Here is a 26,213-nt window from a genome sequence, read left to right on the forward strand (position 1 = left end):
ACACAGATGCGTTACTCCGAAACGTTGCAGTTGTTCGAGCAGGCCTGTGAGTTCCCCGCGGACCACGCCACTGTCGTCCAGCAGCTGGGCGACGTCGAGCTGGTCGCCCAGAACGGTGACTCCGTCGAGATGAGCGAGGTGCTGTCCCGGACCAGCGAAGCGACGTACCAGTCCTCAGAGGGGCTGTACAACTCCCTCGTCGGGAATCTCGACGACGATTTCATCGGCCGGAAGTACTACGACGACCGGGCCGGGAGCACGTCCGGGACCGACGAGATCCGAACCGAAACGGACCGCCTCTAGCCGCCGGGTGAGCGGCCCCGCGTGCTGGCCCGGTCAGTTCGCCGGTGTTGACTCGTCGAGCCAGGCCGGCCGTTCGACCGTCGTCTCGCCGACGTCCTCGTACCAGAAGCTGTACGTGACAAAGCGGTCCTCGGTGCGGTACTGAACGTCGAACCGGCGGACGAGGCCATCGGGTTCGACCAGCAGTTCGATCCGGAACTCCGCTACCCGTTCCGTGGTCGGAATCTCGCCGCCGGAGCCGCGGATCCGGTAGAATCGGCTGCCGTTTCTGGCGACGACGGTCGTGGAACTCTGGTTGACCACGGCGTAGCGATTCAGGTAGAACGCCGTCCGGTAGGCGTACTTGTCGCGGCTGAAGCGGACCTCGCCGCGCTGTCGCTCGACGGTGCCGTTGTCCCGGCGCTCGTACCAGCTGGTGCCGTCGGCGTAGGTTGCCTGCTCGTACCGCTTGACGGTCCCGTTCGGGTCGGTCGTCACTCTGACCATCTCGTCGCGGTACCGCGTCGGTGATTCGACGGCGATAGTCTCGGCGCGCCGGATAGATCTGCTGTCGTTTCGCCCGGTGCTGAACTCGCTGTAGCGTTCGTTCAGCGTGTAGGTGGTGCCGTTGAGGGCCTGCCGGTGGGCAGCCGACAGGAGGGCGACGTTCTCGAGGCCGTCCGTTGTAACGCCGGGTGGCGGGTCCGGCGTGGCCGGCTCCGCCGCAGTCGGGACCGGGGCCGGTGTGACAGTGGCCCGGTCGGTAGCGTCAGCGCCGACGAAGGCGTTACAGCCGGCTGTCAGGAGAAGGACGACCACCGCGACTGTCGACAGCCAGCGCATACCGACAGTGAGGGAGAGACGGGCAAAAGCACGGCGGCGAGGGCGGGAAGGGTGCGTTTTTTGGCCCCCGGTCCCGGACACCTCGACAATGACCGAGTACGACTACGAGGAGCTGGGGCTCGTCGCCGGCCTGGAGATCCACCAGCAACTCGATACCGCGACGAAACTGTTCTGTGACTGTCCGACGACGATCCGCGAACCCGAGGAGAGCGAGCGCTCGTTCACCCGCTACCTGCACCCGACCAAGAGCGAGCTCGGGGAGATCGACGAGGCGGCGCTGGAGGAGAGCATGGTCGACCGGGAGTTCGAGTACCTGGGCTACGACACGACCTGCCTCGTCGAGGAGGACGACGAGCCGCCCCACCGCGTCGACCGCGAGGCCATGGAGACGACACTCGAGATCGCCCAGCTACTGGACATGTCCGTCGTCGACCAGGTGAACGTCATGCGGAAGATCGTCGTCGACGGCTCGAACACCACGGGGTTCCAGCGCTCGATGCTGGTCGCCAACGACGGGGCCATCGAGACGAGTGCCGGCCCGGTCGGCATAGAGGACATGCTGCTGGAGGAGGAGTCCTGCCAGCGCGTCGAAGAGACCGACGACGGCGTCCGGTTCTCCCTGGACCGTCTCGGCATCCCGCTGGTGGAAATCGGCACGAAGCCGGACATCAGTTCACCCGAGCAGGCCCGCGAGGCCGCAGAGCGCATCGGGATGCTCCTCCGTTCGACCGGGAAGGTCAAGCGCGGCCTCGGGACCATCCGTCAGGACGTGAACGTCTCCATCGCCGAGGGCGCACGCATCGAACTGAAAGGCGTCCAGAGCCTCGACGACATCGACGACCTGGTCCGCAACGAGGTCCGCCGGCAGGTCGAACTGCTGGACATCGCCGAGGAACTCGGCGAGCGCGACGCCGCGGTCGGCGAACCACAGGACGTGACCGACGTGTTCTCGGACACGGATTCGGGCGTCATAGAGGGCGCGCTCTCCTCGGGTGGCAACGTTCGGGCAGTCCTGCTGGAAGGATTCGATGGGGTGGTCGGCCGCGAGATTCAGCCCGACCGGCGGCTCGGGACGGAGCTGTCAGACCACGCCAAGCGCCACGGCGCGGGCGGCATCTTCCACACCGACGAGCTCCCGGCCTACGGCGTCACCGAGGCGGAGGTCGAAGCGCTGCGGGACGCTGTGGGGGCCGGCCCCGAGGACGCCGTCGCCATCGTCGCCGACGACCCGGAGACCGCCGAACTCGCCATCGATGCCGTCGCCGAGCGGGCCGAGACGGCGCTCGAAGGGGTCCCGGAGGAGACCCGCGACGCGAACGAGGACGCCACCTCGCGGTACCTCCGCCCGCTCCCCGGCGCGGCACGGATGTACCCCGAGACGGACGTGCCCCCCGTCGAGCCCGACGTGACCGAAGTCGAGACCCCGGAGCTACTCACAGAGAAGGTCGACCGGTACGAGCGCGAGTTCGGCCTCGGGGCCGGCCTCGCCGAGCAGGTCGCCTACGGCCAGCGGTGGCCGCTGTTCGAGGCGCTGGTCGAGGGCGAGGGCGTCGACCCGACGCTGGCCGCCGGCACGCTGGAGTCGACGCTGACGGAACTCCGCCGCGACGACGTGCCCGTCGGGAACCTCACCGACGAACACCTCCGCGGGGCCATCCTGCTGGTCGACGAGGGAGAGGTGCCCCGAGAGGGCATCGAGGACCTGCTGACGGCGCTCGCCGAGGACCCGTCGCTCTCGGCCGAGGACGCCATCGAACAGGAGGGACTCGGCGGTGTCGACGAGTCGGAGGTCAGAGACGCCGTTGCCGAGGTCGTCGAGCGCCACGAGGACCAGGTCGCCGAGGAGGGCATGGGGGCGTTCTCGGCCCTGATGGGCGAGTGCATGGGTGCACTTCGGGGCAAAGCCGACGGCGATACAGTGAGCGACGTGTTGCGTTCCGAGATACAGAAGCGAGCTTAGCTGGTCCGCTCGCGGTGCAGGGAGTCGATATCGACAGGCTCCCGTGACAGGCCGTCACCGCCTGCGGACAGGTCGTGTTCGATGGTCGATTCAAGCAGCGGTACGAGCGACCGGGCGTTCGGCCCGATGTCGACCGTGTCGTCCGACGGGTCGTGCCGGACGACACCGGCATCGACCAGCCGCGGGAGGTGGTTGTGATAGAGGGCCGTATAGATATCGAGGCGCTCGTCGCGGTACTGGTCGACCGGTGCCCCGTGTTCGAGTCCGGTTACCGTGTCCGTGAGCACTGCGAGGGAAACCGGCGTCGTGTACTTCGAAAGCCCGTACAGGAGGTACCGCCGGTAGCGCGACGACAGGAGCGACAGCTGGTCATCCAGTGCGAGCGAGTCCGGAACTTCGGTCTCTTGCGTGTTCATTTTCTACAGCCGTGTTGCTGGGTGGGACGGGAGATAGCGTGGGGTGCCGGGCGGTTCGAACGCGGCCGCCGGCACCACATGGTGTGTCCGCTCACGTGCCATGTGGTGGGACCGCCCCGTGCGGTTCCGACGCTACTGTACCACGGTACGTTCAAGCTCTGGATCCTCCGTCGGGTGTGCGGTCTCCGCGAGGCGGCTGACGCGGTCGATGACACGGTGGACCGTCCCCTCGCGCGTACAGGGAGCGACGTGCTGGAGTTCTCCGTCGACGTATTCGGCGAGAGCGAGCGTCGGAAGCGTGATGACGCTGAATGACTCTTCGGAAACCATGTTCGTCACCGGGTGCTGCCAGTCGAAGGCGTCCAGTGAGGCATCGGACTCGCGCTCCCAGCGTTCGAACATGGAAAGCCGCTCCAACAGGCGCCGGCCCGCCGCAGTCCGCTGTGCGAGCTTCGGTTCTATCCGGTTCCCCCAGATCAGTATCGAAAGGTCCGCGATACGGCCCGTTTCCTCGAGGGACTGTAACCGGTCGATCACGTAGTCCTGCTGGTGTGTTGCGTCTTCAGGACAGAGGGACCGGACGAACAGTTCGACGCGCACTGTATTGGCAGTGGAATCCATAGTGAGCTGTGAGTATCCTGTGCATCGCTACAGTGGTAACTTTCCTAAACACTCTCTCTAGGCCCCTAGAATAAATCGGGGCGAACCGGAGGAACGGGTGATATGTCCGGGTCGTGCAGTGATTGGTTAGTTTGGCAACACGTAGTCCCTGGTCTGCCAATCCGGGAAGCAAATTCTACCCTACAGGCGTTTCAAGCCCAGATACGGCGCAGTATTTCCGTCACGGGACATTTATGGAAACGTTAAGTTCCTAACCAAACGCCGGGCGTTAAGTGGCTTGCCCGTAGATTGACTGTATGGTTCCAAGTGTCGTGGATGGCCACGGTGTCCCAGCCCTGTACGGGCCGGCCATCGATACACTACCCCTCATGTTCGCTATCGTAGATGACTCTGGGGTCATTCTCTCAACGAACGAGACGTGGGACGAGTTCGGCCGGGCAAACGGAGTGGAGGTGACACCGAACACGCTGGGCCTGAACTATCTGGACATCGCCGACATGGCAGACGACGTGACCGGTCATCAGGCGGCGGACGGCATCAGGGCCGTCCTCGCCGGGGAACGGTCGGTGTTCGAACTCGAGTACCCGTGTCACACCCCGTCGACGAAACAGTGGTTCCGGTTGTACGTCGCCCCGTTCACCATCGACGGGGCGACGTACGCGTCCATCGCACACATCGACATCACGGAGCGGAAACAACGGGAGTCGACGCTCGAAGCGGCTTACGACATCTGTACCGACGCCGACCGGACGTTCACCGGACAACTCGACGCGCTGTTAGAGCTCGGCCGTGAGACGCTCGGGACGTCGTTTGGGACGCTGTCGCAGGTCCACGGCGACGAGTACGTCTTCGAAGCGGTCACTGCACCCGGGACCGCCGACCTCGAAGCCGGCAGAACGGCCAGCATCGAGGACCTCCCGAACTGCAGACACGTCGTCGAACACCGCGAGCCGCTCGCGCTCAGAGACGTCGAGGCGGAAGCGCCGGACCTCGCCGACCCGGAGTGGGGGATCGCGAACTATATCGGCGCGCCCGTCGTCGTCGACGGAGCCGTGTACGGGACGTTCTGCTTCTACGGGCTGGAGCCGCGCGCGACGGCGTTCACACAGTGGGACCTGACGTTCGTCCGGTTGCTCTCCGACTGGGTGGGATACGAGCTCGAACGACAGCGCCACACGGAGCAGCGAAACGCGTTGAATACTGCCCTCCCGGACCCCAGTTTCATCATCGATGCGGAAGGGCGAGTTCTCGACTGTCTGAGCGACCCCGAGTCGCTGGTGACCGTGGGTGAGACGGATACGCTCGTCGGCCAGACCCTACACGAGACGTTCTCCGACGCCACGGCCGATTCGCTTCTGGCGGCTGTTCGTTCGGCACTCCGGACCGGGCTGTTCCAGTCCGTGGAGTACACACTGCAGGCCCCCGATGGCGAGCGGTGGTTCGAAGCGCGGGTCGCGCCGCTTGAAAGCCGCGCGTACGACCTCGATACCGTCATCTTCGTCGCCCGCGACATCACCGTTCACAAGGACCGCCAGGCCGAACTCGAACGCCAGCGTGACGAACTCAGGCAGGCCCAGCGGCTCAACGTTCTGGGCCGAGAGATCGCGAAGGCGCTCCAGGACACACAGACACGCGAGGAAATCGAGTCGGCAGTGTGTACGCATCTCACCGAATCGGACCTGTACCGGGCCGTCTGGACCGGGGTCCGGGGAAGTGCCACGACGGTAACACCGAGTGCAGCTGCCGGGATTGACACGGTGACCCGAGACAGGATTTCGCCCGGCGAGCACCGGCTGGCAACGGACGCCATCGACGCCGGAGAGGTACAGGTCGCCGAGGATATCGCCGACGTGTCGTCGCAAACAGAGGCCGGATCTGCCCGCCCACTGGTCGCGGACCACTCCGCCGTTGCGGCAGTTCCCCTGACGACCGGTGAGACCACGTACGGCGTGTTGATGGTGTACGCGCCGGCAGACGCCACGGTCGGCTGTCGTGAGTCGGACATCCTCGCCGACCTGGGCCGGCTCATCGGGCTGTCTGTCCAGCGCGTCCACAGTCAGCAGTCGCTGCTGGCGGCGACGACCGTCGAACTGGAGTTCCTGACGCCGGCTGCCGAGGACGTCTTCGCCGACATCTCCGCTGCGCTCGACTGTTCGTTCACGCTCGAACGGCGTGTCCCGACCAGTACCGGGGACTGCCTCCACTACGTTCGCGTCAGCGGTGGGGACACCGACCGGGTGTGTCAGGCACTCACCGAAACGCCGTCGGTCGGGTCCTGTGCCGTCGTCGAGACAGCGGCGGAGAGCCGAGCACCTCTCCTCGAAGTCGCGCTCGACGGGATATCCGCGTCGCCGCTCGACACGCTCGCGGACTACGGCGGTGTCGTGACGAGCGCCGTCGCGGCGGACGGCGACCTGCGGTTCGCAGCGGAGATGGCGCCTGACGTCAGCGTCCGCGCCGTCGTCGAGGCGGTCCGGGAGACAGCGCCCGGGACAGAACTGCGGAGCAAGCAGTACGTCGACCAGCCGGTCTCGACAGCCACGGACTTCCAGACGCGGATACGCGACCGGCTGACGCCGAAACAGGCCGCCGCACTCAAGACCGCCTACGCACGCGGGTACTACGATTGGCCGCGGAAGAGCTCGGCCGAAGAACTGGCCGAAACGCTCGATATCTCCGCGCCATCCTTGCACTACCGGTTGCGGAAGGCCCACGACGCCGTCATCGGCGCGCTGTTCGATGCCGAGACGAGCTTCGAGGAGCCCGATTGAACCTGACGTGTGGACTGGTGGGCGTCATTGCCGCACCGACCGCCTGCAGTCGAAGGTCGTGGTACACCAGTCCGTATCAGTCGTCCTCGGCACGCTCGATGCGCTGTCGGGCCTGCCGGAACAGGCCGCGAAGCGTCTTCGCCTCCCGGCCGGTCGGTTGCGCACGGCCGAGCACCCGGCGGAACAGCCGCCGGGCCTTGTGCTGTTTCTCCTCGGGGTGGCCGATAGCGCGCAGGAACCGGTCGAACTCCGCGTGCAGGCCCTCGACCGCCGGCTTCGCGGCAAGCGTGTGCAGTTCCTCGGGGTGCTGGTTCGCCTCGACTGTCAGCTCCCGGAGTTCGTAGAGAACGATAGTGGCCGCCTGGCCGAGGTTCAACACCGGGTACGACGCGCTGGCCGGGATAGAGCAGATGACGTCCAGCCGCGCGAGTTCGTCGTTCGAGAGCCCGACCCGCTCGCGGCCGAAGACGACGCAGATATCGCCCTCGACGTCCCGGAGCGAGTCGGCCAGGTCGGCCGGCGTCGTCGCCGGATACCGGACGTGGTTGGCCGGGTCCTCGTTCGTCGTCGCCGTGCAGGCGACGGTGTGGTAGTTCTCGACGATGTCGTCGAAGGTCACCGTCCGGGCGTTCGGGAGGATGTCCTCGCGTGCCTGTCCGGCGAACCCGTAAGCCTCGCCGTCGGGGTCCAGTTCCGGCGGGTCGACGAGCAACAGCTCCGACAGGCCGAAGTTCTTCATCGACCGGGCGATGGTGCCGACGTTGCCCGGCGTCTCCGCGTCGACGACGGCGACGGATATCATACGTCCAGGTCGCTGAGGTCCATGTCCAGCGCGTCGAGTTCCTCCTGGTCCATCTGCTCGACTTCCTCCTCGAGTCCCGGAATCGCTTCGTCCCTGCCGGGCGCCTCCGGCAGCGCTGTCGGGTCCTCTTCGACGTGTTCGAGACCGACGTATCCCTCCGGGGCGCGGTTCCCGTCGAGGAACCACTCGTGGAAGGCCGAGGCCAGGTCCGTCTCACCGGCGTAGGCCTCGCCGCCCGCCTCGCGGAACCAGTAGATGAAGTCCGTCTCGTGGTCCGAACAGAGGACCACCTCGCCCATTGGCTCCCCGTAGATGGCGTCAGCGACGTTGCACTGTTCGATGTTCTCGTCGCCGTGAATCAGCCAACAGGCGTCACAGGGGTCGACGACCCGTTCTGCGAGCACCAGCAGCCGCTGGCGGGTCTCCGGTTCCATCGTCTTGAGCGGCCGGACCCGGCCGTCCGGCCCGAGCACGTCCTCGTCGAAGCGCCAGCCCCGAAGCCCGATATTGACCTTGCTCATACGTCAGCGTGGGGGAGTCCCGGACTAAAAGAGCGCGATATGGCGGCCGAACGATGTCGGTCCGTCCGCGCCCCACCATCGTCGCGGAGGGTGAGACGGGTGTGCCAGTCGGTTCCACCCCTCACCCGTTCGAAACATAGGCAGTTCCAGCTAAATTTAACATGATTAATCCACCTAGCATTCGCGGCCGGGGTCGAGATGAGGCAAAACTGACGGTCTCGCCCAAACATTTATACGTGATTGGCTTTTCTCCGTAAAAGAACACATGGAACGGCCGACGCGCCAGCGGGATTCTGACCAGGAGGAACGCGAGGAGGAGTCCGAGAGCACGGGCCAGCAGACCTGCCCCGAGTGTGAGTCGGAGTCCATATCCAGCGACGGCGGTGGTGAACTCGTCTGCGAGGACTGTGGCCTCGTCATCGAGGACGAGAACATCGACCGCGGGCCGGAGTGGCGGGCGTTCAATCACTCCGAGCGCCAGTCCAAGTCACGCGTCGGAGCCCCCACGACCCAGACGATGCACGACAAGGGGCTGACCACACAGATCGACTGGAAGGACAAGGACGCCTACGGTCGGTCGCTCTCCTCGGAGAAGCGAAGCCAGATGCACCGGCTGCGAAAGTGGCAGGAACGCATCCGAACCAAAGACGCCGGCGAACGGAACCTGCAGTTCGCGCTGTCGGAGATCGACCGCATGGCCAGCGCACTTGGCGTCCCCCGGTCGGTCCGGGAAGTCGCCTCGGTCATCTACCGGCGCGCGCTCAACGAGGACCTCATCCGCGGTCGCTCCATCGAGGGCGTCGCCACGGCCTGCCTGTACGCCGCCTGCCGACAGGAAGGCATCCCCCGCAGCCTGGAGGAGGTTTCGGACGTCTCCCGGGTCGAACAGAAGGAGATCGGGCGGACGTATCGCTACGTCGCCCAGGAACTCGAACTGAAGATGGAGCCGGTCGACCCCAAGCAGTACGTCCCGCGTTTCGCCTCCGAGCTGGAACTCTCCGAAGAGGTCCAGTCCAAGGCCAACGAGATCATCGACACCACCGCCGAGCAGGGCCTGCTCTCGGGTAAATCACCGACCGGCTACGCCGCCGCGGCCATCTACGCCGCCTCGCTGCTGTGCAACGAGAAGAAGACCCAGCGCGAGGTCGCCGACGTGGCCCAGGTGACAGAGGTCACCATCCGGAACCGGTATCAGGAACAGATCGAAGCGATGGGCATCCACTGACTGGCGTCCTGTTTTGCGGTCGTAGCGCAGTCCTCTGTCCGCCGTTCACTTTGCGGGTGCTACCAGTCGCACAACGCCGACGGTCGGGACCGAATAGGGAACCACGGACGTACAGAGCTATCTGTCCGGACAGCGATACCACTAGGTATGCCAGTCTCCCCGTCGCAGAAACGGATCGCCCTTCTCGTCATCGGACTCGTGGTTCTCTTTGCACCCGCGCTGTTTGTCGTCGCCACGCTTGAGTTTCTCATCCTGTCCGGCGACCTCGCGCTCAGCGAGATTACACTCGTCGAGTTCCTCGAACTGTATCTCATCGACCTGGTGCTGTTCGTCGTGCTCGGGTACGGCGTCTACCGACTGACGTTCTGGCTTATCGAGAACCAACTTCCAGACGCTCTCGATGGCGTCGACGAGACCGAGACGGTCGACGCGACTGACGACGCAGAAACCGCCGGCACCGCCAGTGAGGACCGACCCTGACTGGCCGCCACCGGTGAGGCGATAAAACAAGCGTGCAGCGACTCACTCGGAACATCGAGGGCCGCTCACTGCTCGCGGGTCGTCCCTCCCCGCTCGCAACATCGAGGGCCGCTCACTGCTCGCGGGTCGTCCCTCCCCGCTCGCAACATCGAGGGCCGCTCACTGCTCGCGGGTCGTCCCTCCCCGCTCGCAACATCGAGGGCCGCTCACTGCTCGCGGCTCCTTCCGTCGCCGTTCGCATCTTCGAGGGCCGCTCACTCCGTTCGCGCCCCTCGCTTCGTTCGCGCCCCTCGCTCCGTTCGCGCCCCTCGCTTCGTTCGCGCCCCTCGCTCCGTTCGCGCCCCTCGCTACTCCTCGCCCAGAATCCCGCGCTTCGTCATCTTCTCGGGGTCGAGTACGTCGTCGACCTCGTCCTCACTGAGATAGCCCTCTTCGAGGACGACCTCGCGGATGGTCTTTTCCTCGTCGAGGGCCTTCTTCGCGACCTTGCTCGCCTTGTCGTAGCCGATAGCGGGGTTGAGCGCCGTCGCCAGCGCCATACTCTGCTGGACGCGCTCTGCGCAGTGCTCGGCGTCGGCCTCCAGTTTGGCGACGAACTTCTCGCCGAACACCGCGCTGCTGTTGGCGATGAGCTTGGCAGACTGCAGGAAGTTCGAGGCCAGAACGGGCTTGTAGAGGTTCAGGTCGATCTGGCCCTCGGCGGCGCCGGCCGCGACGGCGGCGTCGTTGCCGACGACCTGCTTGTGGACCTGATTGACCGCCTCGGCCACGACGGGGTTGATCTTCCCGGGCATGATCGAGGAGCCGGGCTGGTTCTCCGGCTGGTCGATCTCGCCGAGACCGTTGCGAGGCCCGGACGCGAGCAGTCGGAGGTCGTTGGCGATCTTGTTCAGCGAGCCGGCGACAGTTCGGAGCGCGCCGTGGGCCTCGGCCATCGCGTCGTGGGCGGCCTGTGCCTCGAAGTGGTTGTCCGCCTCGCGGAAGTTGAGGTCGGTCTCTTCGCTGATGTACGCCGCCGCTTTCGCCGGGAACTCCGGACGCGTGTTCAGGCCGGTCCCGACCGCGGTTCCGCCGAGCGCGAGTTCGGAGAGGCGGCCGTGAACGTCTTGCACGCGGGAGATGCCCTTCTCGACCTGCGTGCGGTAGCCGGAGAACTCCTGGCCGAGCGTCACCGGCGTCGCGTCCTGAAGGTGCGTTCGACCGGTCTTGACGACGTTCTCGAACTCCTCTTCCTTGGCTTCGAGTTCGTCGCGCAGCGTCTTCAGCCCCGGAATCACGTCCTTCTCGACGGCCTCCAGCGAGGCGACGTGCATCGCCGTCGGAATCACGTCGTTGCTGGACTGGCCGAAGTTGACGTGGTCGTTCGGGTGGATCTCGCGGGTCCCGACCTCGCCGCCGTATAGCTCCGTGGCGCGGTTGGAAATGACCTCGTTGGCGTTCATGTTCGACGACGTGCCCGACCCGGTCTGGAACACGTCGACGGGGAACTGGTCGTCGTGTTCGCCGGCGATGACCTCGTCGGCGGCCTCGACGATACAGTCCGCCTTGTCCTCCGGAATCGTTCCGAGGTCGCGGTTCGCCTGCGCGGCCGCCTTCTTCACGACGCCGAGTGCTCGGATGAACCGCCGTCCGAACGTCACGTCGCTGATCGGGAAGTTCTCGACGGCACGCTGTGTCTGTGCGCCCCAGTACGCGTCGGCTGGCACCTGCATCTCACCGAGGCTATCCTGCTCTGTCCGGTACTCGTCGGTCATACGTCCGGGGGGTGGTCCGCCCGGTCGTAAAACCCACCGGTACGAATCGGGACACCACCTGGACAGACCCGTGGTCGCCGGTACAGCCGCCCGCTGGCGACTCTGAGGTACCGGTCGAAGGACGGAGACCGACGGACTCAGAAGCCATGATCTGGATAAACATGTATTATCATTCGGAAATATTAAGTAGAATCTCTCTCCACTTAGCATGAGTTCGACGCCACAGAGACGTTCATAACTGATGTCCCCACCATGCTCGGTGACGGCGGTGTGTTGCTGCCGTCGTCGGCTGGCGGGGCCCGATGGGACACCGACGGACGTGACACATCGCGAACGCTCGTAGCCGGTGTACCCGCCGCGTTGCAACCACTCGCCCGCTCGGCACGACGACGGGATGGCACACCCGTCACCCGGCGCTCTCACGCCACTCGCCAGCCTGTGTTGGTGCGACAGGCCTGGTCCGGAACGCGTGGCCGGCGCGTGTCGGCCGGCGAGTCACTGTGACTGACGACACATCCGTCGGGACGATGGACGGCGAACTCACGTCGGCGAACGACTGAACAACCATGCGCGAGATACTCAGCAGACTCCTCGCCACCGGAGGGAGGCTCCGGTCGGCGGTATCGAGAGACGAATCGGACGGAGACCAACTGGCAACAGACGGGGGCACAACGGTGAAGACCACCCGGGGCGACTCGCTCCGGAACTCGCTTCCGATCGAGTGGGAACTCGTCGAATCCGCCCCGTTCTGGCTCCCGCCAGTCCTGTTTGCGGGCTTTTTCGTCTACGGCGCTATCGCCTGGAACTTCCTCCTGTCGCTGACCGACTACAGCGGCCTCGGCGGTGCGCAGTACGAGAGCTTCGATCTCAGTATGTACAGCCGCATGCTGAACGACGGAGCGTTCTGGCAGGCAGCACAGAACACGGTGGTGTTGCTCGTCGTGTTCACCGTCCTCTGTCTGGCGCTCGGGCTGTTCGTGGCCATCCTCATCGACCAGCAGATACGCTTCGAGAACACGTTCCGGACCATCTATCTGCTGCCGATGAGTCTCTCGTTCGTGGTCACGGCGACGATGTGGGCGTGGGTGTACAACGCCCGCAACGGCGTGCTCAATCAGCTGTTCCGGGTGTTCAACCTCGAAGGTGCACTGGTCAGTCTGCTCCGCCCGGCAGGGGTCAACGCCGAGGTGATTCAGTGGCTCTCCTGGAATACGACCGCTCTGGCGGCGGTCATCTTCGCCCTCATCTGGCAGTTCAGCGGCTACGCGATGGTCGTCTTCCTCGCTGGCCTCCGGGCGATTCCGACCGAACACTACGAGGCCGCGCGGGTCGACGGCGCGTCGACCGTTCGGATGTACGCGCGAATCATCATCCCGCAACTCCGCGCCTCCGCGGTGTCGGCGTCGGTGGTGCTGATGGTGTTTGCCCTGAAAGCGTTCGACTTCATCTACGCGCTCCGTGGCTCACAGCCGGGGGCGAACATGGACATTCTGGCGACAATGATGTACCGGGTTGCGTTCGACAGCCTCCGGTGGGCGTACGGGTCGGCCGTCGCTATCGTGCTGTTTGCCCTCGCATTGCTGGTCATCGGGCCGTACCTCTACAGCGAATACCGACGGGGTGAACTATGAGTATCAGAGACAGCGGTTTCCTCGACGAGCTTCGCAGTACAGAGAACAGCCGCATCGGTCTGTACGCCCTGCTTCTGGCGGGTATCGCCTTCTACCTCTTCCCGGTGGAGACGGCCGTGATGACGATGTTCAAGACAGAGAGCGCCTTCGCCCGGACGCTCCCGTTCGCGCCGCCGGGCGCTGACGGCTTCACGCTCGACGCGCTTGCCACCGCCTGGAACACGCTCAGGCCGGGACTGCTGAACTCGCTGCTGATGGCGATTCCGGCGACGATCATGTCGGCGCTGCTGGGGAGCCTGACCGCCTACGGGCTGACGACGATCAGCTGGCGCGGCCAGGTCGGCGTCGTCGTCCTCATCATCGCGGGCATCTTCATCCCCTACCAGGCCGTGCTGGTCCCGCTGGCACAGTTCTGGTTCCGGGTGTTCCCGGGACTGGTCGAGGGGTTCGTCAACACCCTCTTTGGCTTCATTACCGCCGGTAGCTGGGAGTATCCGAGCCGGAACGGCTACGTGCAGTTGCTTCAGCTGTCGGTCACCCACGCGGCGTACGGGATACCGATCTGTACGCTGCTGTTCCGGTCGTACTACCAGAGCATCTCCGAGGAGATGATCGAGGCCGCCCGCCTCGACGGCGCGAGCGCGTTCAGCATCTACCGCAACATCATCCTCCCGCTGTCGCTGCCGATGTTCGCGGTGACGCTCATCTATCAGTTCACGCAGGTGTACAACGACCTGCTGTTCGCGCTGGTGCTCATCAACGAGCCGGCCTCGCAGGTGGCGACCCAGCGCCTCGCAGCACTCACTGGCGGGGTCGTCCAGTCGTTCAACACCACGATGGCGGGGGCCATCGTCGCAGCACTGCCGACGCTGCTCGTCTACGTCGTGTTCGGCGAACAGTTCGCGAAAGGCGTCGCTGGAGAGTAATCACGGAGGTATTCACAATGGCACAACTCACACTGGACGAGGTAACGAAGACGTTCCAAGACGACGACGGCGAGATCATCGCGGTAGACCAGGTATCGGTCGACATCGAGGACGGCGAGTTCCTCTGTGTCGTCGGTCCATCGGGCTGTGGGAAATCGACGACGCTGCGGATGATTGCCGGGCTCGAAGACATCACGCGCGGCGAAATCCGGCTGGACGGCCAGATTATCAACGACCAGCCGCCGGCCCGCCGGAACGTGGCCATGGTGTTCCAGTCCTACGCCCTGTACCCGCACATGACCGTACGGGAGAACATGGCCTTCGGGCTGGAGGAGTCGACTGACATGCCCGACGACGAGATCAACGAGCGCGTCGAGACGGCGTGCAAGGACATGGGCATCTTCGAACTCATCGACCGCAAGCCCGGCGAACTCTCCGGCGGCCAGCAACAGCGCGTGGCGCTTGGCCGCGCCATCGTCCGGGACCCCGAGGTGTTCCTGATGGACGAGCCGCTGGCGAACCTGGACGCGAAGCTCAAAGCCGAGATGCGGACCGAACTACAGGAGCTCCAGCAGGACCTGGACGTGACGACGGTGTATGTCACCCACGATCAGACGGAGGCGATGACGATGAGCGACCGCATCGCCATCCTCAACGACGGCGTCCTCCAGCAATGTGCGACGCCCCTGGAGTGTTACCACGAGCCGAACAACCTCTTCGTCGCCGGCTTCATCGGTGAACCGTCGATGAACTTCTTCCCGATGACGCTGGAGGGGTCGACGCTTCGCGGCGACTGGTTCGAGTACGAACTCAGCGACGAGACCGCCGCCGAAGTCGAGGGGACGAGCGACATCACGCTGGGCATCAGACCCGAAGACATCGAGGTCGTCGAGGGCGGTGACGGGGCGAACGTGTTCGACGCATCGGTCCACGTCGTCGAACCACGGGGTAACGAGAACACGGCCCACCTGGCGTTTGAAGAGTCGATGGACGACCAGTTCATCGCGACGGTCGGCGGGATGAAACAGCTCACCGCAGGCCAGCGCATCAAAGTCCGGTTCCCCGAGAAGGCGATTCACCTCTTCGACACGGCCAGCGGGCAGGCCATCCGGAACCGCACGCTCGACGAGATCGAAACGGTCGAATCGGTCGTCTGAGCGGGCATTAGACCCGGTTCTCGACGGAGCATCTCCTACGCCATCGGTACGGACCGAACAGCCCGGCCCGCTACGGCGCTGTCACGCCCAGCGGTCCAGGCCGGTCTGGACGACCGATTCGTCGATGCGCTCGAACCCGCGAGCGACTTCGCCGGCGTCGACCTCCCACCGCTCGGTGACGAACGCGCGTGCGGCGTCGATGTCCGGGTCGATGCTGTCCGGAATCTCGTAGTCGTCGGTGACTGCGGGGTCGAGAAACAGGTTCCGGATGCGGTCCGCGTGGTCGATGTGTTCGTTCCGGGCCTCGAGAACGGCGTAGAGGTCGCCGTGCTCGTGGAGTTCCTTGACGGCGGTCTTGGGACCGATGCCGGAGATACCCTCGTTGAAGTCCGTCCCCATCAGGATGGCGGCGTCGACCAGTTGCTCCCAGGTGAGGTCGTGCTGTTCGAGCGTGGCCTCGAAGTCCATCAGCTCGGGGTCGCCCTTCGACGTAAGCTGGCGCAGCGTCATCGGTGCGCCGAACAAAAGCGCGTCGTAGTCCTCGGTCCCGACGTAGTCCACGTCGCCCCGACGGGCCATCACCGATGCCTGTCCCTCGCCTTCCGCCGGGGCGTCGACGATAGGCACCCCGAGCAGCTCCAGCAGTTCCCGCGTGGTGTCGACGATGGTGTCGGTCAGCCGCTGGGTCCGGGAGTCGAGCTTGGCGACGCGGGTCGTGTCCCCCGCGGCACGCGCCGACTCCAGTTCGGATTCGTACTTCTCACGTTGCTCACGTCGTTTCTCGACCTCGTCGTCCTTGAGGTCCGTGACCGCGCCGTCGAAGACGAACACCGGCGTGAGGTCGTGTTCGAAGAACTTCGGCAGTCCCTGGACGACGCCGATGAGGTTCGCCACCTCCTCGCCGTCGCTGGTGATGTACTTCGACTCGCTTGTGAACTTCACCGTCGTCGTCAGGTAGCGATAGAGCCAGTTGTGGGCGTCTACGGCGACGACGCTCCCGCCGAGGTCGTCGAACGACACGTCCGACAGCGCCGCGAGCGACCGCAAATCAGCGTTTCCCATTGGCAGGTATTTGGCCGACAGCCGTTTGAATCTCCCGGATACGGCGTGCCGTCCTGTCGATTTTGCCGAAGACCGGCTCAGTTCGACGGTGTGTGCGTAGGCTGTTCGGTCCGAGATAGTCCGTCAGGCGGTCCTCGTGGATGGCTGCTCGGCCCAGTCGTCGATGGCAGGCGGCGGGTCGGCGGTGGCCTTCGCGTCGAGGAACGACGCTTCTTCGGGCGAGAGGTCGCGTTCCCGAAACAGGTCCAGGCCGGCCTGATACCGGTCGGGACTCCGGTCGCCCGGCCAGACGAGGTCGAGTTCGGCCATCCCCGTCTCCGCGCCGCTGAAACAGAACCCCGCCCGGTAGGCGGCCTGGTAGGAGAAGGGGTTGTTGACGCCGATGGAGAGGCGTTCGAAGCCCCGCTCCGTGGCGCGGTCCCGGACGAACCGGAGGAGGCGGGCCCCGAGCCGCTCGCCCTGCCGGTCCTGTCGAACCGTGACGTACCGGACACAGAGCGTGTCGGGGTCGGTCCGGTCGGCGTCGAACGCGGCCGCGGCCACGACGCCGTCGTCCCCGACGACGGCCTTCCCGGTCGCGGTCATCACGAACTTGCCCGCGTACGCGAACTGCTCGTGGTCCAGCCGGAGCCGGTGTCCGTCCTCGGGCCAGCCGAGCAGCGTGAACTCCATAGTCCCACTCTGGGGCCGACCACTGTAATCAGTGATGGTCCCTGCTCCGTCGTCAGGCGGTCAGTCACCCGGCGGCGACCGATCCGAGCGCTCGGTGGCGTCGAATCCGGGAGAGCGAAGTGTCCGGAGCCGGAACCCTCTGTATGAGCGTCTCGACGGTGGGGAACGGTCGTATCGAACTGTCCGCTCGGACGGCGCTGGTCGCCGTCGGTGACCTGCTTGCGATTGCTCTGTTCGTCGGCATCGGCGAGCTGACCCACGGCATCAATCCGATACTCAGCCCGGGCCGGTTCGCCGGGACGCTGACGCCGTTTTACATCGGCTGGCTCCTCGTCGCTGGGCTCGGGGGACTGTACACCGCCGCTGCGACAGGGACGGTCCGAGCGGCTGTCGGCCGCACTGTTGTGGGGTGGGTTCTGGCAGTCGGGATTGCGCAGGGACTCCGGTCGACGGCGATCTTCCCCGGCAACGCGGCAGTGACGTTCGCGCTCGTATCCGTGCTTGTCGGCGGTACGCTGCTGGCGCTCTGGCGCGGTGCGATCGCAGTCGCAAAATAAGACGCCTGCAGCGTGGACGCAGCGTCGATGACGGACTACCGCAGGTCGTCGACTTCAAGCGATTCTGTGGACTGAATCCATGCCTGGTGGTTCTCCCGGTCGTAGATTACGAACTCCTCGTCGCCGATGTTCAGCTCGGCGTATCGTCGTTCTTGGTCGTCGGTTGCAGCGCCCGTCGTGTTGTCCGTTGCGTTCGTGCTCATTGTCTCGTTTGGTAGTCGGCGGTACCGTTTTTCTCCGACTCAACGTATCCCGGCGGGCCTAATAAGCACATTGACCCAGTTATCACCGGAAAAAATAGAATGCCTGACTACTCCACGTCTCCGCTAATCTAGTTCTCAAGATTTGAAAACGGAGAGTACATGGACGATGTACCGGGAAACGGATACCCGCGGGTAGTAGTCATGGTATAACGAACAGTAAACACCGTCTATCGTTTCTCATGGCGCGTTTCGTGGAACAGCCGTGCCTGCGGGTCGGCGTCAACGGACCGGTACCGTCCTTATATTGTGAACCGGTCACAGGAATCGGAGTATATTAATCTTTTCCCTCAATCCAACTCATAACTTATGAGATTGTTACTCAACGGCTACTGAGTAAATTTGCAGGGGCCATTGAGTGTATAATTTCCTGTTTTAGGGAAACATTCATATATCCCGCAACCATACCATGATTCATACTTATGACGGGCTACTACGACATCATTCTCGGACTCATTCCGCTCGCCATGGCCGGCATCACCGCAATCCTGTACGTTGGTGGCTTCGCATTGACGACGGCAATTCCGATGGCTTCCGTAGTGACTGTCGGCCTCATCGGTCACGCGATGTTCGTCCGTGCCCCCGTTGACCCGGTTCCGAACGAATCGCCGACCCAGCAGACCACGCAGTCGGACCCGCTCCAGACGGCGGACTGAGCGTCCGCACGCCCGTCTACTCTCCTGTTCTAGATAGATATCGCGACAACCGGTGACCGCGTGCCGAGCCGTCCGTCACCGCCGGACAGTATAAGGGCCGGTCGGTCGAACGTCGGGGTATGGCAACGGATGCGACAGCGCTGTTCCTGCAGAGTGACGAGGTTGCGGACCTGGCTGATCCCACCGAGTACGTCGACGTCGTCCGGGCGGGATATCGCCAACGTGGCGAGGGTGCCCCGGCGACCCCCAGAACAACGCTGTTTTCGGACGAGCCCGCAGGAATGTTGACCGGCTATCTCGCGATTCTCCCCGACACCGGTGCGATGGGTGGGTACACCTACGCAGCCGGCTTCAGCGGGCGAGACGCGCATTTCACGCTCCCGATCTTCGATTCCGACAGCGGCGACCCGCTCGCTGTCCTCGACGGCGTGAGCATGAACCCCCACAAGACCGGCGCAGCCGGGGCCGTCGGCGTCGATGCCCTGGCCCGCCGCGACGCCAGCGACCTCGCAGTCATCGGGAGCGGTGCGCAGGCCCGCGGGCAGGTCCGGGCGACGGCGACCGTCCGTCCCTTCGAGCGCATCGAAGTGTACTCACCGACGGCTGCCCACCGGGAGTCCTTCGCCGCGGAGATGAACGACGCGCTGGACCCGACGGTGGCGGCCGTCGCTTCGCCGGCCGCAGCAATCGAGGGGGCCGACGTCGTTATCACGGCGACCAACGCGAGCGAACCGGTGTTCGACGGCGACCTCCTCGAACCGGGCACCCACGTGACCGCGATGGGCCAGTACCACCCCGAGAAGAACGAACTGGACGCGACGACGATCGAACGCGCCACGTACGTCCCGGACCTGCGCGAACGGGTGACACAGGACGCCGGGTCGTTCATCAACGCGCTCGAGGAGGGCGTCATCGACGAGGACCACGTCCACGCGGAACTGGGCGACATCGTCGCCGGCAACGCGCCAGGACGGCAGTCACCCGACGAGATTACCGTGTTTGATTCGGGGGGGACAGCCATCGAAACCGTCGCCGCGGGCCACATGCTGTACGAGCGGGCGAAGGCCGAGGGCCGCGGCGAGGAGATAGAGTTCGCGCCCGCGAGCCAGGCCCTGACCGGCCGATAACGGAACCGGGTCTTAGAGATACGGCCCGAGGCCGAGGGCGTCGACCAGACTGATACCGGCGGCGAGTGCGCCGACGACGTAGCCGGCGATGGTCCCACCGTTCAGGAGCGGGAGTCCCGCGTGTGCGCGCCCTTTCAGAACCATCCACAGCAGTATCGCCAGGCCGACGTAGGACCCGACCATCGCAGTCAGGGCCGGCAACGGGACGCCGAACACCGACAGCACGTTCGACGAGGCGAAAAAGGCGGCGCTGGCCACGAGTATCGACGGGATGATGGCGTCACCGAGGCCGATGAACAGGGCGTCGCGATCCAGCGGGTCGGTGTGGACATCATCGGCCTCGTCGGCCTCGCTGGTGTCCGTCGCCTCGTCGGGACCTTCCGCCGGCTGGCTCCCGTCCGCAACTGCCGGGCTGTCCGCGTCGGCCCCGGATTCCGTGGCCGCTGTGTCCGCCGCGGTCGATTCGTCGCTTGCCTTGGCTTCCGCCGCCGGGTCCGGCGTCGTCGCGTCGAGATACGAGTACGAAAGCGTCATCGGAATCACGAGGACGACGGGGACTCTGAGGTCCATCACGCCGGAGGCCAGCGTGAGCATGTGTTCGGTCCCGTAGACGCTGATGGCGTCGTACACCGCGAGCACAATCAGCAGGACCAGCGCCGGCAGGACCCCGAAACTGATACCGAACAGGCCGGCGGCGGCAGCCCCCATCACCGCACCGGCAGCGTCGATGACGTACCACTCGGGGTAGACCAGCAGCGCCGTCCCCAGGCCCAGCGCCAAGAGGACGGCGACGACGTTGAGCCCGGCGTACGTGAGCACTGGCGGGACCAGCACCTGAAACACGTACAGCGAGAGCCAGGCCGCCGAAAAGATGATGAGCCCGCGGATGAGCTGGTCAACCTCGTAGCGGAAGGCGAGCAACATGACGGCCGTCGCGACCAGAATCGCCCCGACGTACATGAGGCTGTTCGTGGGGTCAGACGGGTCTTCGACGGCCTGGTAGCCAGCCGACTCGAAGGGCTGGACCAGCGCCAGCGCGCCGAGTTGGACGAACAGGAAGATACCAGCGATAAGGCCACAGCCGCCGAGGATTCGCCACCGTCGCTCCATGCACACACGTCCTGCAGGAACCGGTTTGAGCGTTACGAAGCGCGTGCGGACGGACGTGAGCGTTCCGGGGAGACATCACCGCGCGTACAGGATCTTCCCGACCAGCGCCGGGAGATGCACGTCGTCGTTCGGCGATACGGCAAGGTAGGGACGCTCGACCGGACCGAACACGTCGACGACGGAGCCGACTGTCCGGAGTTCCTCGTCGACCACGGTGGTCCCCACCGACGCGTACTCCCCGTCAGGGGCCCGGACGACGGCCAGTCCCTGTGCGACCCGCGTGACGGTGCCGATGCGTTTCATTCACGGAGCGCCTGCATGTAGGCCGCCACGGCCCCGAGCAGGTCGCTTTTCGTCGCGTCGTCCGCGTCCTTGACAACGACCCGCCCGCGGGCCTCGTACTCGCGTGGATACGTCTTGTCCCGTTCGATGACCGCGTCGTAACCGACCTGCTGGACGGCCTTGGCGATCTCGTCGACAGTCGGGTCTTCGACGGCCAGATCCAGTGCCACGCGACGCCCGTCGCTGCGCGACCGGTTGGCGTCGAGCGCAGCCGGCCAGATAACGTTCTCGACCATACCGGGAGTGGCCGCCCGTGGCATATATGGGTTATCGTCATCGCCGGCGATGGGCGAAGTGATAACAAGCTGAAGTATATGAAGAATCAAACTTACATGCCTCTGTAATCTATCCGTGACAAGCATGGTAAAGAAAGGGCTACTCGCTATCGCCGCCGTGGTGCTCCTCGTTGTTCTGGGGACGGGCGTTCTTATCGGAGCACAGTTCTCGGGCGGGACAGCGGACACGCCGGCACAGACGACTGATTCACAGAGCGGCGACGGCGGCGGTGGTTCAACGGCGACGGCGACAGCGGGCAACGGTACCACGCCGGTACCGACGTCGGAGCCAAGCGGTACGACGACGCCGACACCGACCGAAACAGCCCCCTCGCAACAGGAGTCCATCCCGGCGCGGGAGTTCAACGAACAGAACGTCTCGACCTACGTCCGACAGTTCCTCAACGAGGAACGCGAGGCCGCGGGCGTCCCGCCGTTCGAATCGGGACTCCAGACGGAGGCGGACCTCAACGAGATGGCGAAGGGCCACAGCGAGCAGATGGCAAGCGAGGGGAAGGCGATTCACAAGATCGACGGCGTCTCGAGCGAGGACCGGTACGAGAACAGCGGGCTCTACGACCGGTGTACGTTCAAATCGGCGGAGGGAGATTACATAGAGCAACCGGACCGAAACCGGTTCGAAGCGGTCGAGAAGACGGTCGCCGGACAGACCTACGAGGAGGACGGCGAGCAGCGGTTCCACGCCACTGACAAGGAAGTCGCCAGGAAGATCGTCGACGACTGGATGGCGTGGCCGGACTACCGCGAACGGCTCACGCTCCGTAACGCTAACATCGTCGGTATCGGCGTGGAGATAACCGACACCGGAAACGTGTACGTGACCGCTAACATCTGCGGCTAAGGGCTATACTGGCTGATCGGCACAGCGAGTGGTCTGACGCTGGGCCGTTTGTGGGCGTGGCCCCGCCGCCACTGTCCCGTATCGCTGTCCGAGTTCTACGCGTTTCGGCTCAATGCGAGCAGTGTCGTACTCCCTTGCTCTCTGTGTGAACTGTTCGTAAACCGCTGATTCCAGTACTCAATCAGTCTGTAGCATTCCGCGACGTAATACTACCACATAGTCTGGATGAACCAGTGGCTGTTCTCCTATCGCACACAAGACCCTTGCACAACCGATTTCACCAGCTACTATGAATCGCCGACAGTTCCTCTCACTCTCAGCACTTTCCGTATCCCTCCCCGGCTGTGCCGAGTGGGATTTCGATAGCGCGACCGAAAATAACGCCTCAGCGTCGAATACGACAGAAACGCCGAGCGACACCGCTACTGAAACCGGGACGCCACCTCCCGAAGCCGCAACGCCGGAATGTTGGCCGTCGATGTGTGAAGGGTCGGCGCTCGTGGAAGCCCAGGTCGCTGGCGGGTTTGCGGGCGACGTTGTTCTGAGTGCCACCTGCCAGAACAAGGAGGTTTCAATTCAACCAGGGGAATCAGTCCAGATCAATCGCGGAGTAGACGGTCAGGTTTGTCGCATCGATTTATATGTCGATGGGAAGCAAGTGTTCAGTGAGAGGGTCAGCAGTCACCAGAGCGTGAATCTGGCAGTGGATTCAAACGGCGAAGTAACTGCAAGATGGGCCGTTCAGTACAATGGCAGGCCGGCTCGGTTCGCCCGTGATATCTCGATTCGGTCGTGACTGCCAGTTAGCGTGCCGGAAAGTCACGCACTGGTGGCTGAGAGTGATATCCCGTAACTCGCCAAGTATCGGAAAAGCCGCTCAGTTACCGCGTTACTCGCCGCTGTCCTCGGAGCCGTCACCGCCGCTTTTCTGCTCTGCCAGCCAGTCCTCGTACTCGTCCTGCGGGACGACTTCCACAGTCCCGAGCATCTGGGAGTGACCCGAGCCACAGTACTCGGCGCAGTAGAGCTGGTAGGTGCCGGTGTTGCCCACGTTGGTCCGGAGGTTGTTGTACTGACCGGGGAACGCGTCGGATTTCAGCCCGAGTCCCGGGACGTGGAACGCGTGGAGCCAGTCAGTCGACGTAATACGGAAGGATACGTCCTGATTGGCCGGTATCTTCAGGTTCGTCGTGGTGGTCACTTCCGCATCACCGTCCCAGCTCGATTCGTTGTAGTAGAACGTCCAGCCGTACCGCTGTGCTTCGACGGTGATGAGTTCGGTATCCTGTTCCTGCAGGGCGGCCTGGTCACCGGCCTCGGCGGTGACGTACGGGCTCGCCATCACCTGGTAGGAGGCGACGCCGACAAACAGGAGAATAATCGCCGTCGCGATGGTCCAGGTGACTTCGAGTCGGCGGTTTTCCTGCGTGGGAAGCGCTTCTTCCTGATTACGGAACCGCCAGACGGTGTAGATCAGAATCCCTTCGACGAGGACCGTAATCGGGAGCGCGACGTACAGGAGGTTCATGTTCAGCCCCCAGATGAGGCTCTCCGTCGTCGAGTCCTGAATCTGTGCGGCGGCGGCCGGCTCGACGGCGAGCGCGAGCAACGCAGCACCGAACAGAGCGACCAGACCGGCGCGTTTCCGAGTCATGAGTCCGGCTTAGGATTTCGGAGATAAATAACTGCTGTCTTCGCTACAGGGACTCGATTTTCAACAAGAGGGAAGCAATTAACGCCGGACGAAGACAGCGGAATCGCGGGGTCTAAGTGCACGGCATCGAAGATTACAGTAATGGCAGAGAGCCGGACCTTCACCGGACTGCTCGCCGCGACCGCTGTCGGCGTGTACTTGTTAGTCCTCGCCGGCGCGACGACGACGCTCACGGACGCGGCGGCAGCCTGTACTACCTGGCCGCTGTGTGACGGGCCGGTCGCGCTGACGAACACGGCCCTGCTTGTCGCCTGGGGTCATCGACTGGTCGCAGCCGTCGTCGGACTCCTCGTGGTCGCCATGGCCGCCGTGGGGCTCCAATCCGGCTGTCGTGGTCGCGTCAAGGCGGCTATCCTTCTCGGAGCCGCGCTGTACCCGGTCCAGATAGCGCTCGGCGCGCTGGTCGCGACGAGCACCGACGCGGCACTCCCCGGCGCCCACCTCGCGATGGGGATGGGAATATTCGGCTCGTTCGTGCTGGCCCTGGCGTGGCACCTCGAAGCCGAGACGGGTAGCGACGACGAGACCCCCGTGAAGAACCCCACGCCTGCGCCGGAACCGACCGGCGATGACACCCCCGACCAGACGCCAACTCTCACTCTCCGCAAACGGCTCGTCGGGACCGCCTTCGCGTACTTCCGTCTGATGAAACCCCGACTCATGTGGCTCCTGTGTCTGGTCGCCGCGGCCGGGATGGCCCTCGCCGCCGGACAGACCCTCACCGTCCGAACGGTGCTGCTCACGCTCGGGGGCGGCGTGCTCTCCATCGGCGCGTCTGGGACGTTCAACCACGTCCTCGAACGCGATATCGACAAGCGGATGGACCGGACCTCGGACCGCCCCATCGCGACCCACCAGATTCCGGTCCGGAACGCGCTTGCCTTCGGACTCCTCCTGTCGCTTGCGTCGCTGGGGCTGTTCTGGCAGGTGAACGCGCTCGTGGCGCTGCTCGGGCTGACTGCGATTGTGTTCTACAGCGTCATCTACACGCTCGTGTTGAAGCCCAACACCGTCCAGAACACCGTTATCGGCGGGGCCGCCGGCGCGCTGCCGGCGCTCATCGGCTGGGTCGCCGCCGACGGGTCGATCGGCCTCCCGGGCATCGTCCTCGCCGTCGTCATCTTCCTCTGGACGCCGGCGCACTTCTACAACCTCGCGCTCGCGTACAAGGACGACTACGAGGCGGGCGGCTTCCCGATGATGCCGGTCGTCCGCGGCGAGACCGAGACACGAAAGCACATCGTCTACTATCTCGGAGCGACACTCATCGCCTCGGGTGTCCTGGGCGTGCTCACGTCGCTGGGTTGGCTGTACGCCGTCACGTCGGTGTTGCTGGGTGCAGTGTTCCTCTGGGCCGTCGTCCAGCTCCACCACGAGCAGACCGAAGCGGCGGCGTTCCGGGCGTTCCACGCGTCGAACGCCTACCTCGGGGCGGTCCTGATAGCCATCGTCGTCGACGCACTCGCACTATGAGCACCTCGACAGCACCTCTCAGAGATGCGATACCGGACACGCGCTCGCTGGTGACCTGGGCAGCCGTGTTGAACGCTGAACTCATCCTCGTTCTGGGCTACGTCGTCAACACGGCCCGGCCGGCGACGGACCCGTTCCTGCTTCTGTTCCCGTTCGTCTGGCTCAACATCGCCGGTCTCGTTTTCCTGCGAGTGCGCCCGGAACTGACCAGCCGCCGTCGGACGCTCGCCAGCGCGGCCGTCGGCCTGGGATACCTGCTCGTGCTGGGTTACGTCGGCGGCGTGTACGGAACAGGCGGCCAGGGGACCGGCATCCGTCTTGTCACGCAGGCCCCCCCAGGATTCTCGCCGACGGTCGTGTTCAGCGGCGCGACCCTCAGCGTGGTACTCATCCCGTGGAAGGTGGCCGGCTACCTGGCGCTCTCGTACCTGGTGTTCGTAACTGCTATCGACGCGAGCGGCGGCGCGCTGGGCGGGTTCGTCGGCCTCTTTTCGTGTGTCTCCTGTGTTCTCCCTATCATCGCGTCGATACTGGGTGGGTTCGTCGGTGTCGGCGCGACGCTGTCACAGGCGGCCCTGTCCCAGTCGTATGGCCTCTCGACGGCGGTGTTTATCGCCTCTATCGCACTGCTGTACGGCGTCCACCGGTTCGACGTGACACTCGTCGGTCGGCTCCGAACGCTGGTCGGCCGGCCATAGAGCTTTGGGACCGAGG

General features: G+C 64.7%; 28 protein-coding genes. 14 read left to right on the forward strand and 14 right to left on the reverse strand.

Annotated elements, in window-relative coordinates:
• Window positions 1–6 precede the first annotated feature (6 nt).
• Window positions 7–303 carry a hypothetical protein gene (locus tag KZ498_RS06770; protein ID WP_312617884.1) on the forward strand — a complete coding sequence of 99 codons (297 nt, stop codon included), beginning with the start codon at window positions 7–9 and terminating at the stop codon, window positions 301–303.
• A gap of 33 nt (window positions 304–336) precedes the next feature.
• On the opposite strand, the gene KZ498_RS06775 is transcribed toward KZ498_RS06770, so the two are convergent.
• Window positions 337–1,125: a hypothetical protein gene (locus KZ498_RS06775; protein WP_312617885.1), complete on the reverse strand. Its 789-nt coding sequence runs from the start codon at window positions 1,123–1,125 to the stop codon at window positions 337–339.
• Between the two features lie 88 nt (window positions 1,126–1,213).
• Here KZ498_RS06775 and gatE point away from each other — a divergent pair, with 88 nt between their 5' ends.
• Window positions 1,214–3,085, forward strand: a complete 1,872-nt coding sequence (gene gatE / locus KZ498_RS06780) for a Glu-tRNA(Gln) amidotransferase subunit GatE (RefSeq protein ID WP_312617886.1) — start codon at window positions 1,214–1,216, stop codon at window positions 3,083–3,085.
• Here gatE and KZ498_RS06785 read toward each other — a convergent pair.
• Window positions 3,082–3,501, reverse strand: coding sequence for a hypothetical protein (locus KZ498_RS06785; protein WP_312617887.1), 420 nt, complete (start codon window positions 3,499–3,501; stop codon window positions 3,082–3,084). The two genes, gatE and KZ498_RS06785, sit on opposite strands and share 4 nt — an antisense overlap.
• 132 nt (window positions 3,502–3,633) lie before the next feature.
• Window positions 3,634–4,122: an HTH domain-containing protein gene (locus KZ498_RS06790; protein WP_312617889.1), complete on the reverse strand. Its 489-nt coding sequence runs from the start codon at window positions 4,120–4,122 to the stop codon at window positions 3,634–3,636.
• A gap of 296 nt (window positions 4,123–4,418) precedes the next feature.
• Between KZ498_RS06790 and KZ498_RS06795 the strand changes: the two genes are divergently transcribed.
• Entirely contained in the window at window positions 4,419–6,893 is a 2,475-nt protein-coding gene (locus KZ498_RS06795; protein WP_312617891.1) for a bacterio-opsin activator domain-containing protein, read from the forward strand.
• Window positions 6,894–6,969: 76 nt separating this feature from the next.
• On the opposite strand, the gene KZ498_RS06800 is transcribed toward KZ498_RS06795, so the two are convergent.
• Complete coding sequence (locus KZ498_RS06800; RefSeq protein ID WP_312617893.1) at window positions 6,970–7,695, reverse strand: RNA methyltransferase; 726 nt, start codon at window positions 7,693–7,695, stop codon at window positions 6,970–6,972.
• On the reverse strand, window positions 7,692–8,216 hold the full coding sequence (locus tag KZ498_RS06805) for a hypothetical protein (RefSeq protein ID WP_312617895.1): 525 nt from the start codon (window positions 8,214–8,216) through the stop codon (window positions 7,692–7,694). The genes KZ498_RS06800 and KZ498_RS06805 overlap by 4 nt, the downstream gene beginning before the upstream one ends.
• A gap of 265 nt (window positions 8,217–8,481) precedes the next feature.
• Here KZ498_RS06805 and KZ498_RS06810 point away from each other — a divergent pair, with 265 nt between their 5' ends.
• Window positions 8,482–9,441, forward strand: a complete 960-nt coding sequence (locus KZ498_RS06810; RefSeq protein WP_008310442.1) for a transcription initiation factor IIB family protein — start codon at window positions 8,482–8,484, stop codon at window positions 9,439–9,441.
• Between the two features lie 147 nt (window positions 9,442–9,588).
• Complete coding sequence (locus KZ498_RS06815) at window positions 9,589–9,921, forward strand: hypothetical protein (RefSeq protein ID WP_312617900.1); 333 nt, start codon at window positions 9,589–9,591, stop codon at window positions 9,919–9,921.
• A gap of 347 nt (window positions 9,922–10,268) precedes the next feature.
• Here the strand turns inward: KZ498_RS06815 and KZ498_RS06820 are convergent, their stop codons facing one another.
• Together KZ498_RS06820 and KZ498_RS06825 are read right to left on the reverse strand one after the other, a co-directional pair.
• Complete coding sequence (locus tag KZ498_RS06820; RefSeq protein WP_312617901.1) at window positions 10,269–11,675, reverse strand: class II fumarate hydratase; 1,407 nt, start codon at window positions 11,673–11,675, stop codon at window positions 10,269–10,271.
• Between the two features lie 406 nt (window positions 11,676–12,081).
• Complete coding sequence (locus tag KZ498_RS06825; protein ID WP_312617902.1) at window positions 12,082–12,243, reverse strand: hypothetical protein; 162 nt, start codon at window positions 12,241–12,243, stop codon at window positions 12,082–12,084.
• Between KZ498_RS06825 and KZ498_RS06830 the strand changes: the two genes are divergently transcribed.
• From KZ498_RS06830 to KZ498_RS06840, 3 genes are read left to right on the forward strand one after another with little or no spacing between them, the layout of a single operon-like run.
• Complete coding sequence (locus KZ498_RS06830; RefSeq protein ID WP_312617903.1) at window positions 12,242–13,306, forward strand: sugar ABC transporter permease; 1,065 nt, start codon at window positions 12,242–12,244, stop codon at window positions 13,304–13,306. The genes KZ498_RS06825 and KZ498_RS06830 overlap by 2 nt on opposite strands.
• Window positions 13,303–14,232, forward strand: a complete 930-nt coding sequence (locus KZ498_RS06835) for a carbohydrate ABC transporter permease (protein WP_312617904.1) — start codon at window positions 13,303–13,305, stop codon at window positions 14,230–14,232. The genes KZ498_RS06830 and KZ498_RS06835 overlap by 4 nt, the downstream gene beginning before the upstream one ends.
• Window positions 14,233–14,249: 17 nt before the next feature.
• Window positions 14,250–15,389, forward strand: a complete 1,140-nt coding sequence (locus KZ498_RS06840; protein ID WP_312617905.1) for an ABC transporter ATP-binding protein — start codon at window positions 14,250–14,252, stop codon at window positions 15,387–15,389.
• A gap of 81 nt (window positions 15,390–15,470) precedes the next feature.
• On the opposite strand, the gene fen is transcribed toward KZ498_RS06840, so the two are convergent.
• Window positions 15,471–16,451 carry a flap endonuclease-1 gene (gene fen / locus KZ498_RS06845; protein ID WP_312617906.1) on the reverse strand — a complete coding sequence of 327 codons (981 nt, stop codon included), beginning with the start codon at window positions 16,449–16,451 and terminating at the stop codon, window positions 15,471–15,473.
• A 123-nt stretch (window positions 16,452–16,574) separates the two neighbouring features.
• Entirely contained in the window at window positions 16,575–17,123 is a 549-nt protein-coding gene (locus KZ498_RS06850; RefSeq protein ID WP_312617907.1) for a GNAT family N-acetyltransferase, read from the reverse strand.
• Between the two features lie 143 nt (window positions 17,124–17,266).
• On the opposite strand from KZ498_RS06850, the gene KZ498_RS06855 reads away from it, so the two are divergent.
• Window positions 17,267–17,680: a DUF3054 domain-containing protein gene (locus KZ498_RS06855; RefSeq protein WP_312617909.1), complete on the forward strand. Its 414-nt coding sequence runs from the start codon at window positions 17,267–17,269 to the stop codon at window positions 17,678–17,680.
• A 35-nt stretch (window positions 17,681–17,715) separates the two neighbouring features.
• On the opposite strand, the gene KZ498_RS06860 is transcribed toward KZ498_RS06855, so the two are convergent.
• Complete coding sequence (locus KZ498_RS06860; RefSeq protein WP_312617911.1) at window positions 17,716–17,883, reverse strand: hypothetical protein; 168 nt, start codon at window positions 17,881–17,883, stop codon at window positions 17,716–17,718.
• A 479-nt stretch (window positions 17,884–18,362) separates the two neighbouring features.
• Between KZ498_RS06860 and KZ498_RS06865 the strand changes: the two genes are divergently transcribed.
• Together KZ498_RS06865 and KZ498_RS06870 are read left to right on the forward strand one after the other, a co-directional pair.
• On the forward strand, window positions 18,363–18,596 hold the full coding sequence (locus KZ498_RS06865) for a hypothetical protein (protein WP_312617913.1): 234 nt from the start codon (window positions 18,363–18,365) through the stop codon (window positions 18,594–18,596).
• A 119-nt stretch (window positions 18,597–18,715) separates the two neighbouring features.
• The gene (locus tag KZ498_RS06870; RefSeq protein WP_312617914.1) at window positions 18,716–19,723 is read left to right on the forward strand and encodes an ornithine cyclodeaminase family protein; all 1,008 of its coding nucleotides are present in this window, start codon (window positions 18,716–18,718) and stop codon (window positions 19,721–19,723) included.
• A gap of 12 nt (window positions 19,724–19,735) precedes the next feature.
• Here KZ498_RS06870 and KZ498_RS06875 read toward each other — a convergent pair whose 3' ends face one another.
• The 3 genes from KZ498_RS06875 to srp19 all read right to left on the reverse strand — a co-directional run bounded on the left by KZ498_RS06875 (window position 19,736) and on the right by srp19 (window position 21,411).
• The gene (locus KZ498_RS06875; protein ID WP_312617915.1) at window positions 19,736–20,833 is read right to left on the reverse strand and encodes a presenilin family intramembrane aspartyl protease PSH; all 1,098 of its coding nucleotides are present in this window, start codon (window positions 20,831–20,833) and stop codon (window positions 19,736–19,738) included.
• A 75-nt stretch (window positions 20,834–20,908) separates the two neighbouring features.
• Entirely contained in the window at window positions 20,909–21,136 is a 228-nt protein-coding gene (locus KZ498_RS06880; protein WP_312617916.1) for a Gar1/Naf1 family protein, read from the reverse strand.
• Entirely contained in the window at window positions 21,133–21,411 is a 279-nt protein-coding gene (gene srp19 / locus KZ498_RS06885) for a signal recognition particle subunit SRP19 (protein WP_312617918.1), read from the reverse strand. Before srp19 ends, KZ498_RS06880 begins: the two co-directional genes overlap by 4 nt.
• A gap of 124 nt (window positions 21,412–21,535) precedes the next feature.
• Between srp19 and KZ498_RS06890 the strand changes: the two genes are divergently transcribed.
• Complete coding sequence (locus KZ498_RS06890; RefSeq protein WP_312617920.1) at window positions 21,536–22,312, forward strand: CAP domain-containing protein; 777 nt, start codon at window positions 21,536–21,538, stop codon at window positions 22,310–22,312.
• An 889-nt stretch (window positions 22,313–23,201) separates the two neighbouring features.
• Here the strand turns inward: KZ498_RS06890 and coxB are convergent.
• Window positions 23,202–23,966: a cytochrome c oxidase subunit II gene (gene coxB, locus KZ498_RS06895; RefSeq protein ID WP_312617922.1), complete on the reverse strand. Its 765-nt coding sequence runs from the start codon at window positions 23,964–23,966 to the stop codon at window positions 23,202–23,204.
• Window positions 23,967–24,107: 141 nt separating this feature from the next.
• Between coxB and KZ498_RS06900 the strand changes: the two genes are divergently transcribed.
• Both KZ498_RS06900 and KZ498_RS06905 read left to right on the forward strand, forming a co-directional pair.
• Entirely contained in the window at window positions 24,108–25,499 is a 1,392-nt protein-coding gene (locus tag KZ498_RS06900; protein ID WP_312617923.1) for a heme o synthase, read from the forward strand.
• Entirely contained in the window at window positions 25,496–26,197 is a 702-nt protein-coding gene (locus KZ498_RS06905; protein ID WP_312617925.1) for an ABC transporter ATP-binding protein, read from the forward strand. Before KZ498_RS06900 ends, KZ498_RS06905 begins: the two co-directional genes overlap by 4 nt.
• Window positions 26,198–26,213: the final 16 nt, after the last annotated feature.

The sequence above is a fragment of the Haloarcula sp. 1CSR25-25 genome (assembly GCF_032027985.1).
GTDB lineage: Archaea > Halobacteriota > Halobacteria > Halobacteriales > Haloarculaceae > Haloarcula.

What these genes read in the sequence shown, in the direction of transcription:
- KZ498_RS06770 (WP_312617884.1), top strand. Translation starts at nt 7, where the DNA reads ATGCGTTACTCCGAAACGTTGCAGTTGTTCGAGCAGGCCTGTGAGTTC.
- KZ498_RS06775 (WP_312617885.1), bottom strand. Translation starts at nt 1,125, where the DNA reads ATGCGCTGGCTGTCGACAGTCGCGGTGGTCGTCCTTCTCCTGACAGCC.
- gatE (WP_312617886.1), top strand. Translation starts at nt 1,214, where the DNA reads ATGACCGAGTACGACTACGAGGAGCTGGGGCTCGTCGCCGGCCTGGAG.
- KZ498_RS06785 (WP_312617887.1), bottom strand. Translation starts at nt 3,501, where the DNA reads ATGAACACGCAAGAGACCGAAGTTCCGGACTCGCTCGCACTGGATGAC.
- KZ498_RS06790 (WP_312617889.1), bottom strand. Translation starts at nt 4,122, where the DNA reads ATGGATTCCACTGCCAATACAGTGCGCGTCGAACTGTTCGTCCGGTCC.
- KZ498_RS06795 (WP_312617891.1), top strand. Translation starts at nt 4,419, where the DNA reads ATGGTTCCAAGTGTCGTGGATGGCCACGGTGTCCCAGCCCTGTACGGG.
- KZ498_RS06800 (WP_312617893.1), bottom strand. Translation starts at nt 7,695, where the DNA reads ATGATATCCGTCGCCGTCGTCGACGCGGAGACGCCGGGCAACGTCGGC.
- KZ498_RS06805 (WP_312617895.1), bottom strand. Translation starts at nt 8,216, where the DNA reads ATGAGCAAGGTCAATATCGGGCTTCGGGGCTGGCGCTTCGACGAGGAC.
- KZ498_RS06810 (WP_008310442.1), top strand. Translation starts at nt 8,482, where the DNA reads ATGGAACGGCCGACGCGCCAGCGGGATTCTGACCAGGAGGAACGCGAG.
- KZ498_RS06815 (WP_312617900.1), top strand. Translation starts at nt 9,589, where the DNA reads ATGCCAGTCTCCCCGTCGCAGAAACGGATCGCCCTTCTCGTCATCGGA.
- KZ498_RS06820 (WP_312617901.1), bottom strand. Translation starts at nt 11,675, where the DNA reads ATGACCGACGAGTACCGGACAGAGCAGGATAGCCTCGGTGAGATGCAG.
- KZ498_RS06830 (WP_312617903.1), top strand. Translation starts at nt 12,242, where the DNA reads ATGCGCGAGATACTCAGCAGACTCCTCGCCACCGGAGGGAGGCTCCGG.
- KZ498_RS06825 (WP_312617902.1), bottom strand. Translation starts at nt 12,243, where the DNA reads ATGGTTGTTCAGTCGTTCGCCGACGTGAGTTCGCCGTCCATCGTCCCG.
- KZ498_RS06835 (WP_312617904.1), top strand. Translation starts at nt 13,303, where the DNA reads ATGAGTATCAGAGACAGCGGTTTCCTCGACGAGCTTCGCAGTACAGAG.
- KZ498_RS06840 (WP_312617905.1), top strand. Translation starts at nt 14,250, where the DNA reads ATGGCACAACTCACACTGGACGAGGTAACGAAGACGTTCCAAGACGAC.
- fen (WP_312617906.1), bottom strand. Translation starts at nt 16,451, where the DNA reads ATGGGAAACGCTGATTTGCGGTCGCTCGCGGCGCTGTCGGACGTGTCG.
- KZ498_RS06850 (WP_312617907.1), bottom strand. Translation starts at nt 17,123, where the DNA reads ATGGAGTTCACGCTGCTCGGCTGGCCCGAGGACGGACACCGGCTCCGG.
- KZ498_RS06855 (WP_312617909.1), top strand. Translation starts at nt 17,267, where the DNA reads ATGAGCGTCTCGACGGTGGGGAACGGTCGTATCGAACTGTCCGCTCGG.
- KZ498_RS06860 (WP_312617911.1), bottom strand. Translation starts at nt 17,883, where the DNA reads ATGAGCACGAACGCAACGGACAACACGACGGGCGCTGCAACCGACGAC.
- KZ498_RS06865 (WP_312617913.1), top strand. Translation starts at nt 18,363, where the DNA reads ATGACGGGCTACTACGACATCATTCTCGGACTCATTCCGCTCGCCATG.
- KZ498_RS06870 (WP_312617914.1), top strand. Translation starts at nt 18,716, where the DNA reads ATGGCAACGGATGCGACAGCGCTGTTCCTGCAGAGTGACGAGGTTGCG.
- KZ498_RS06875 (WP_312617915.1), bottom strand. Translation starts at nt 20,833, where the DNA reads ATGGAGCGACGGTGGCGAATCCTCGGCGGCTGTGGCCTTATCGCTGGT.
- KZ498_RS06880 (WP_312617916.1), bottom strand. Translation starts at nt 21,136, where the DNA reads ATGAAACGCATCGGCACCGTCACGCGGGTCGCACAGGGACTGGCCGTC.
- srp19 (WP_312617918.1), bottom strand. Translation starts at nt 21,411, where the DNA reads ATGGTCGAGAACGTTATCTGGCCGGCTGCGCTCGACGCCAACCGGTCG.
- KZ498_RS06890 (WP_312617920.1), top strand. Translation starts at nt 21,536, where the DNA reads ATGGTAAAGAAAGGGCTACTCGCTATCGCCGCCGTGGTGCTCCTCGTT.
- coxB (WP_312617922.1), bottom strand. Translation starts at nt 23,966, where the DNA reads ATGACTCGGAAACGCGCCGGTCTGGTCGCTCTGTTCGGTGCTGCGTTG.
- KZ498_RS06900 (WP_312617923.1), top strand. Translation starts at nt 24,108, where the DNA reads ATGGCAGAGAGCCGGACCTTCACCGGACTGCTCGCCGCGACCGCTGTC.
- KZ498_RS06905 (WP_312617925.1), top strand. Translation starts at nt 25,496, where the DNA reads ATGAGCACCTCGACAGCACCTCTCAGAGATGCGATACCGGACACGCGC.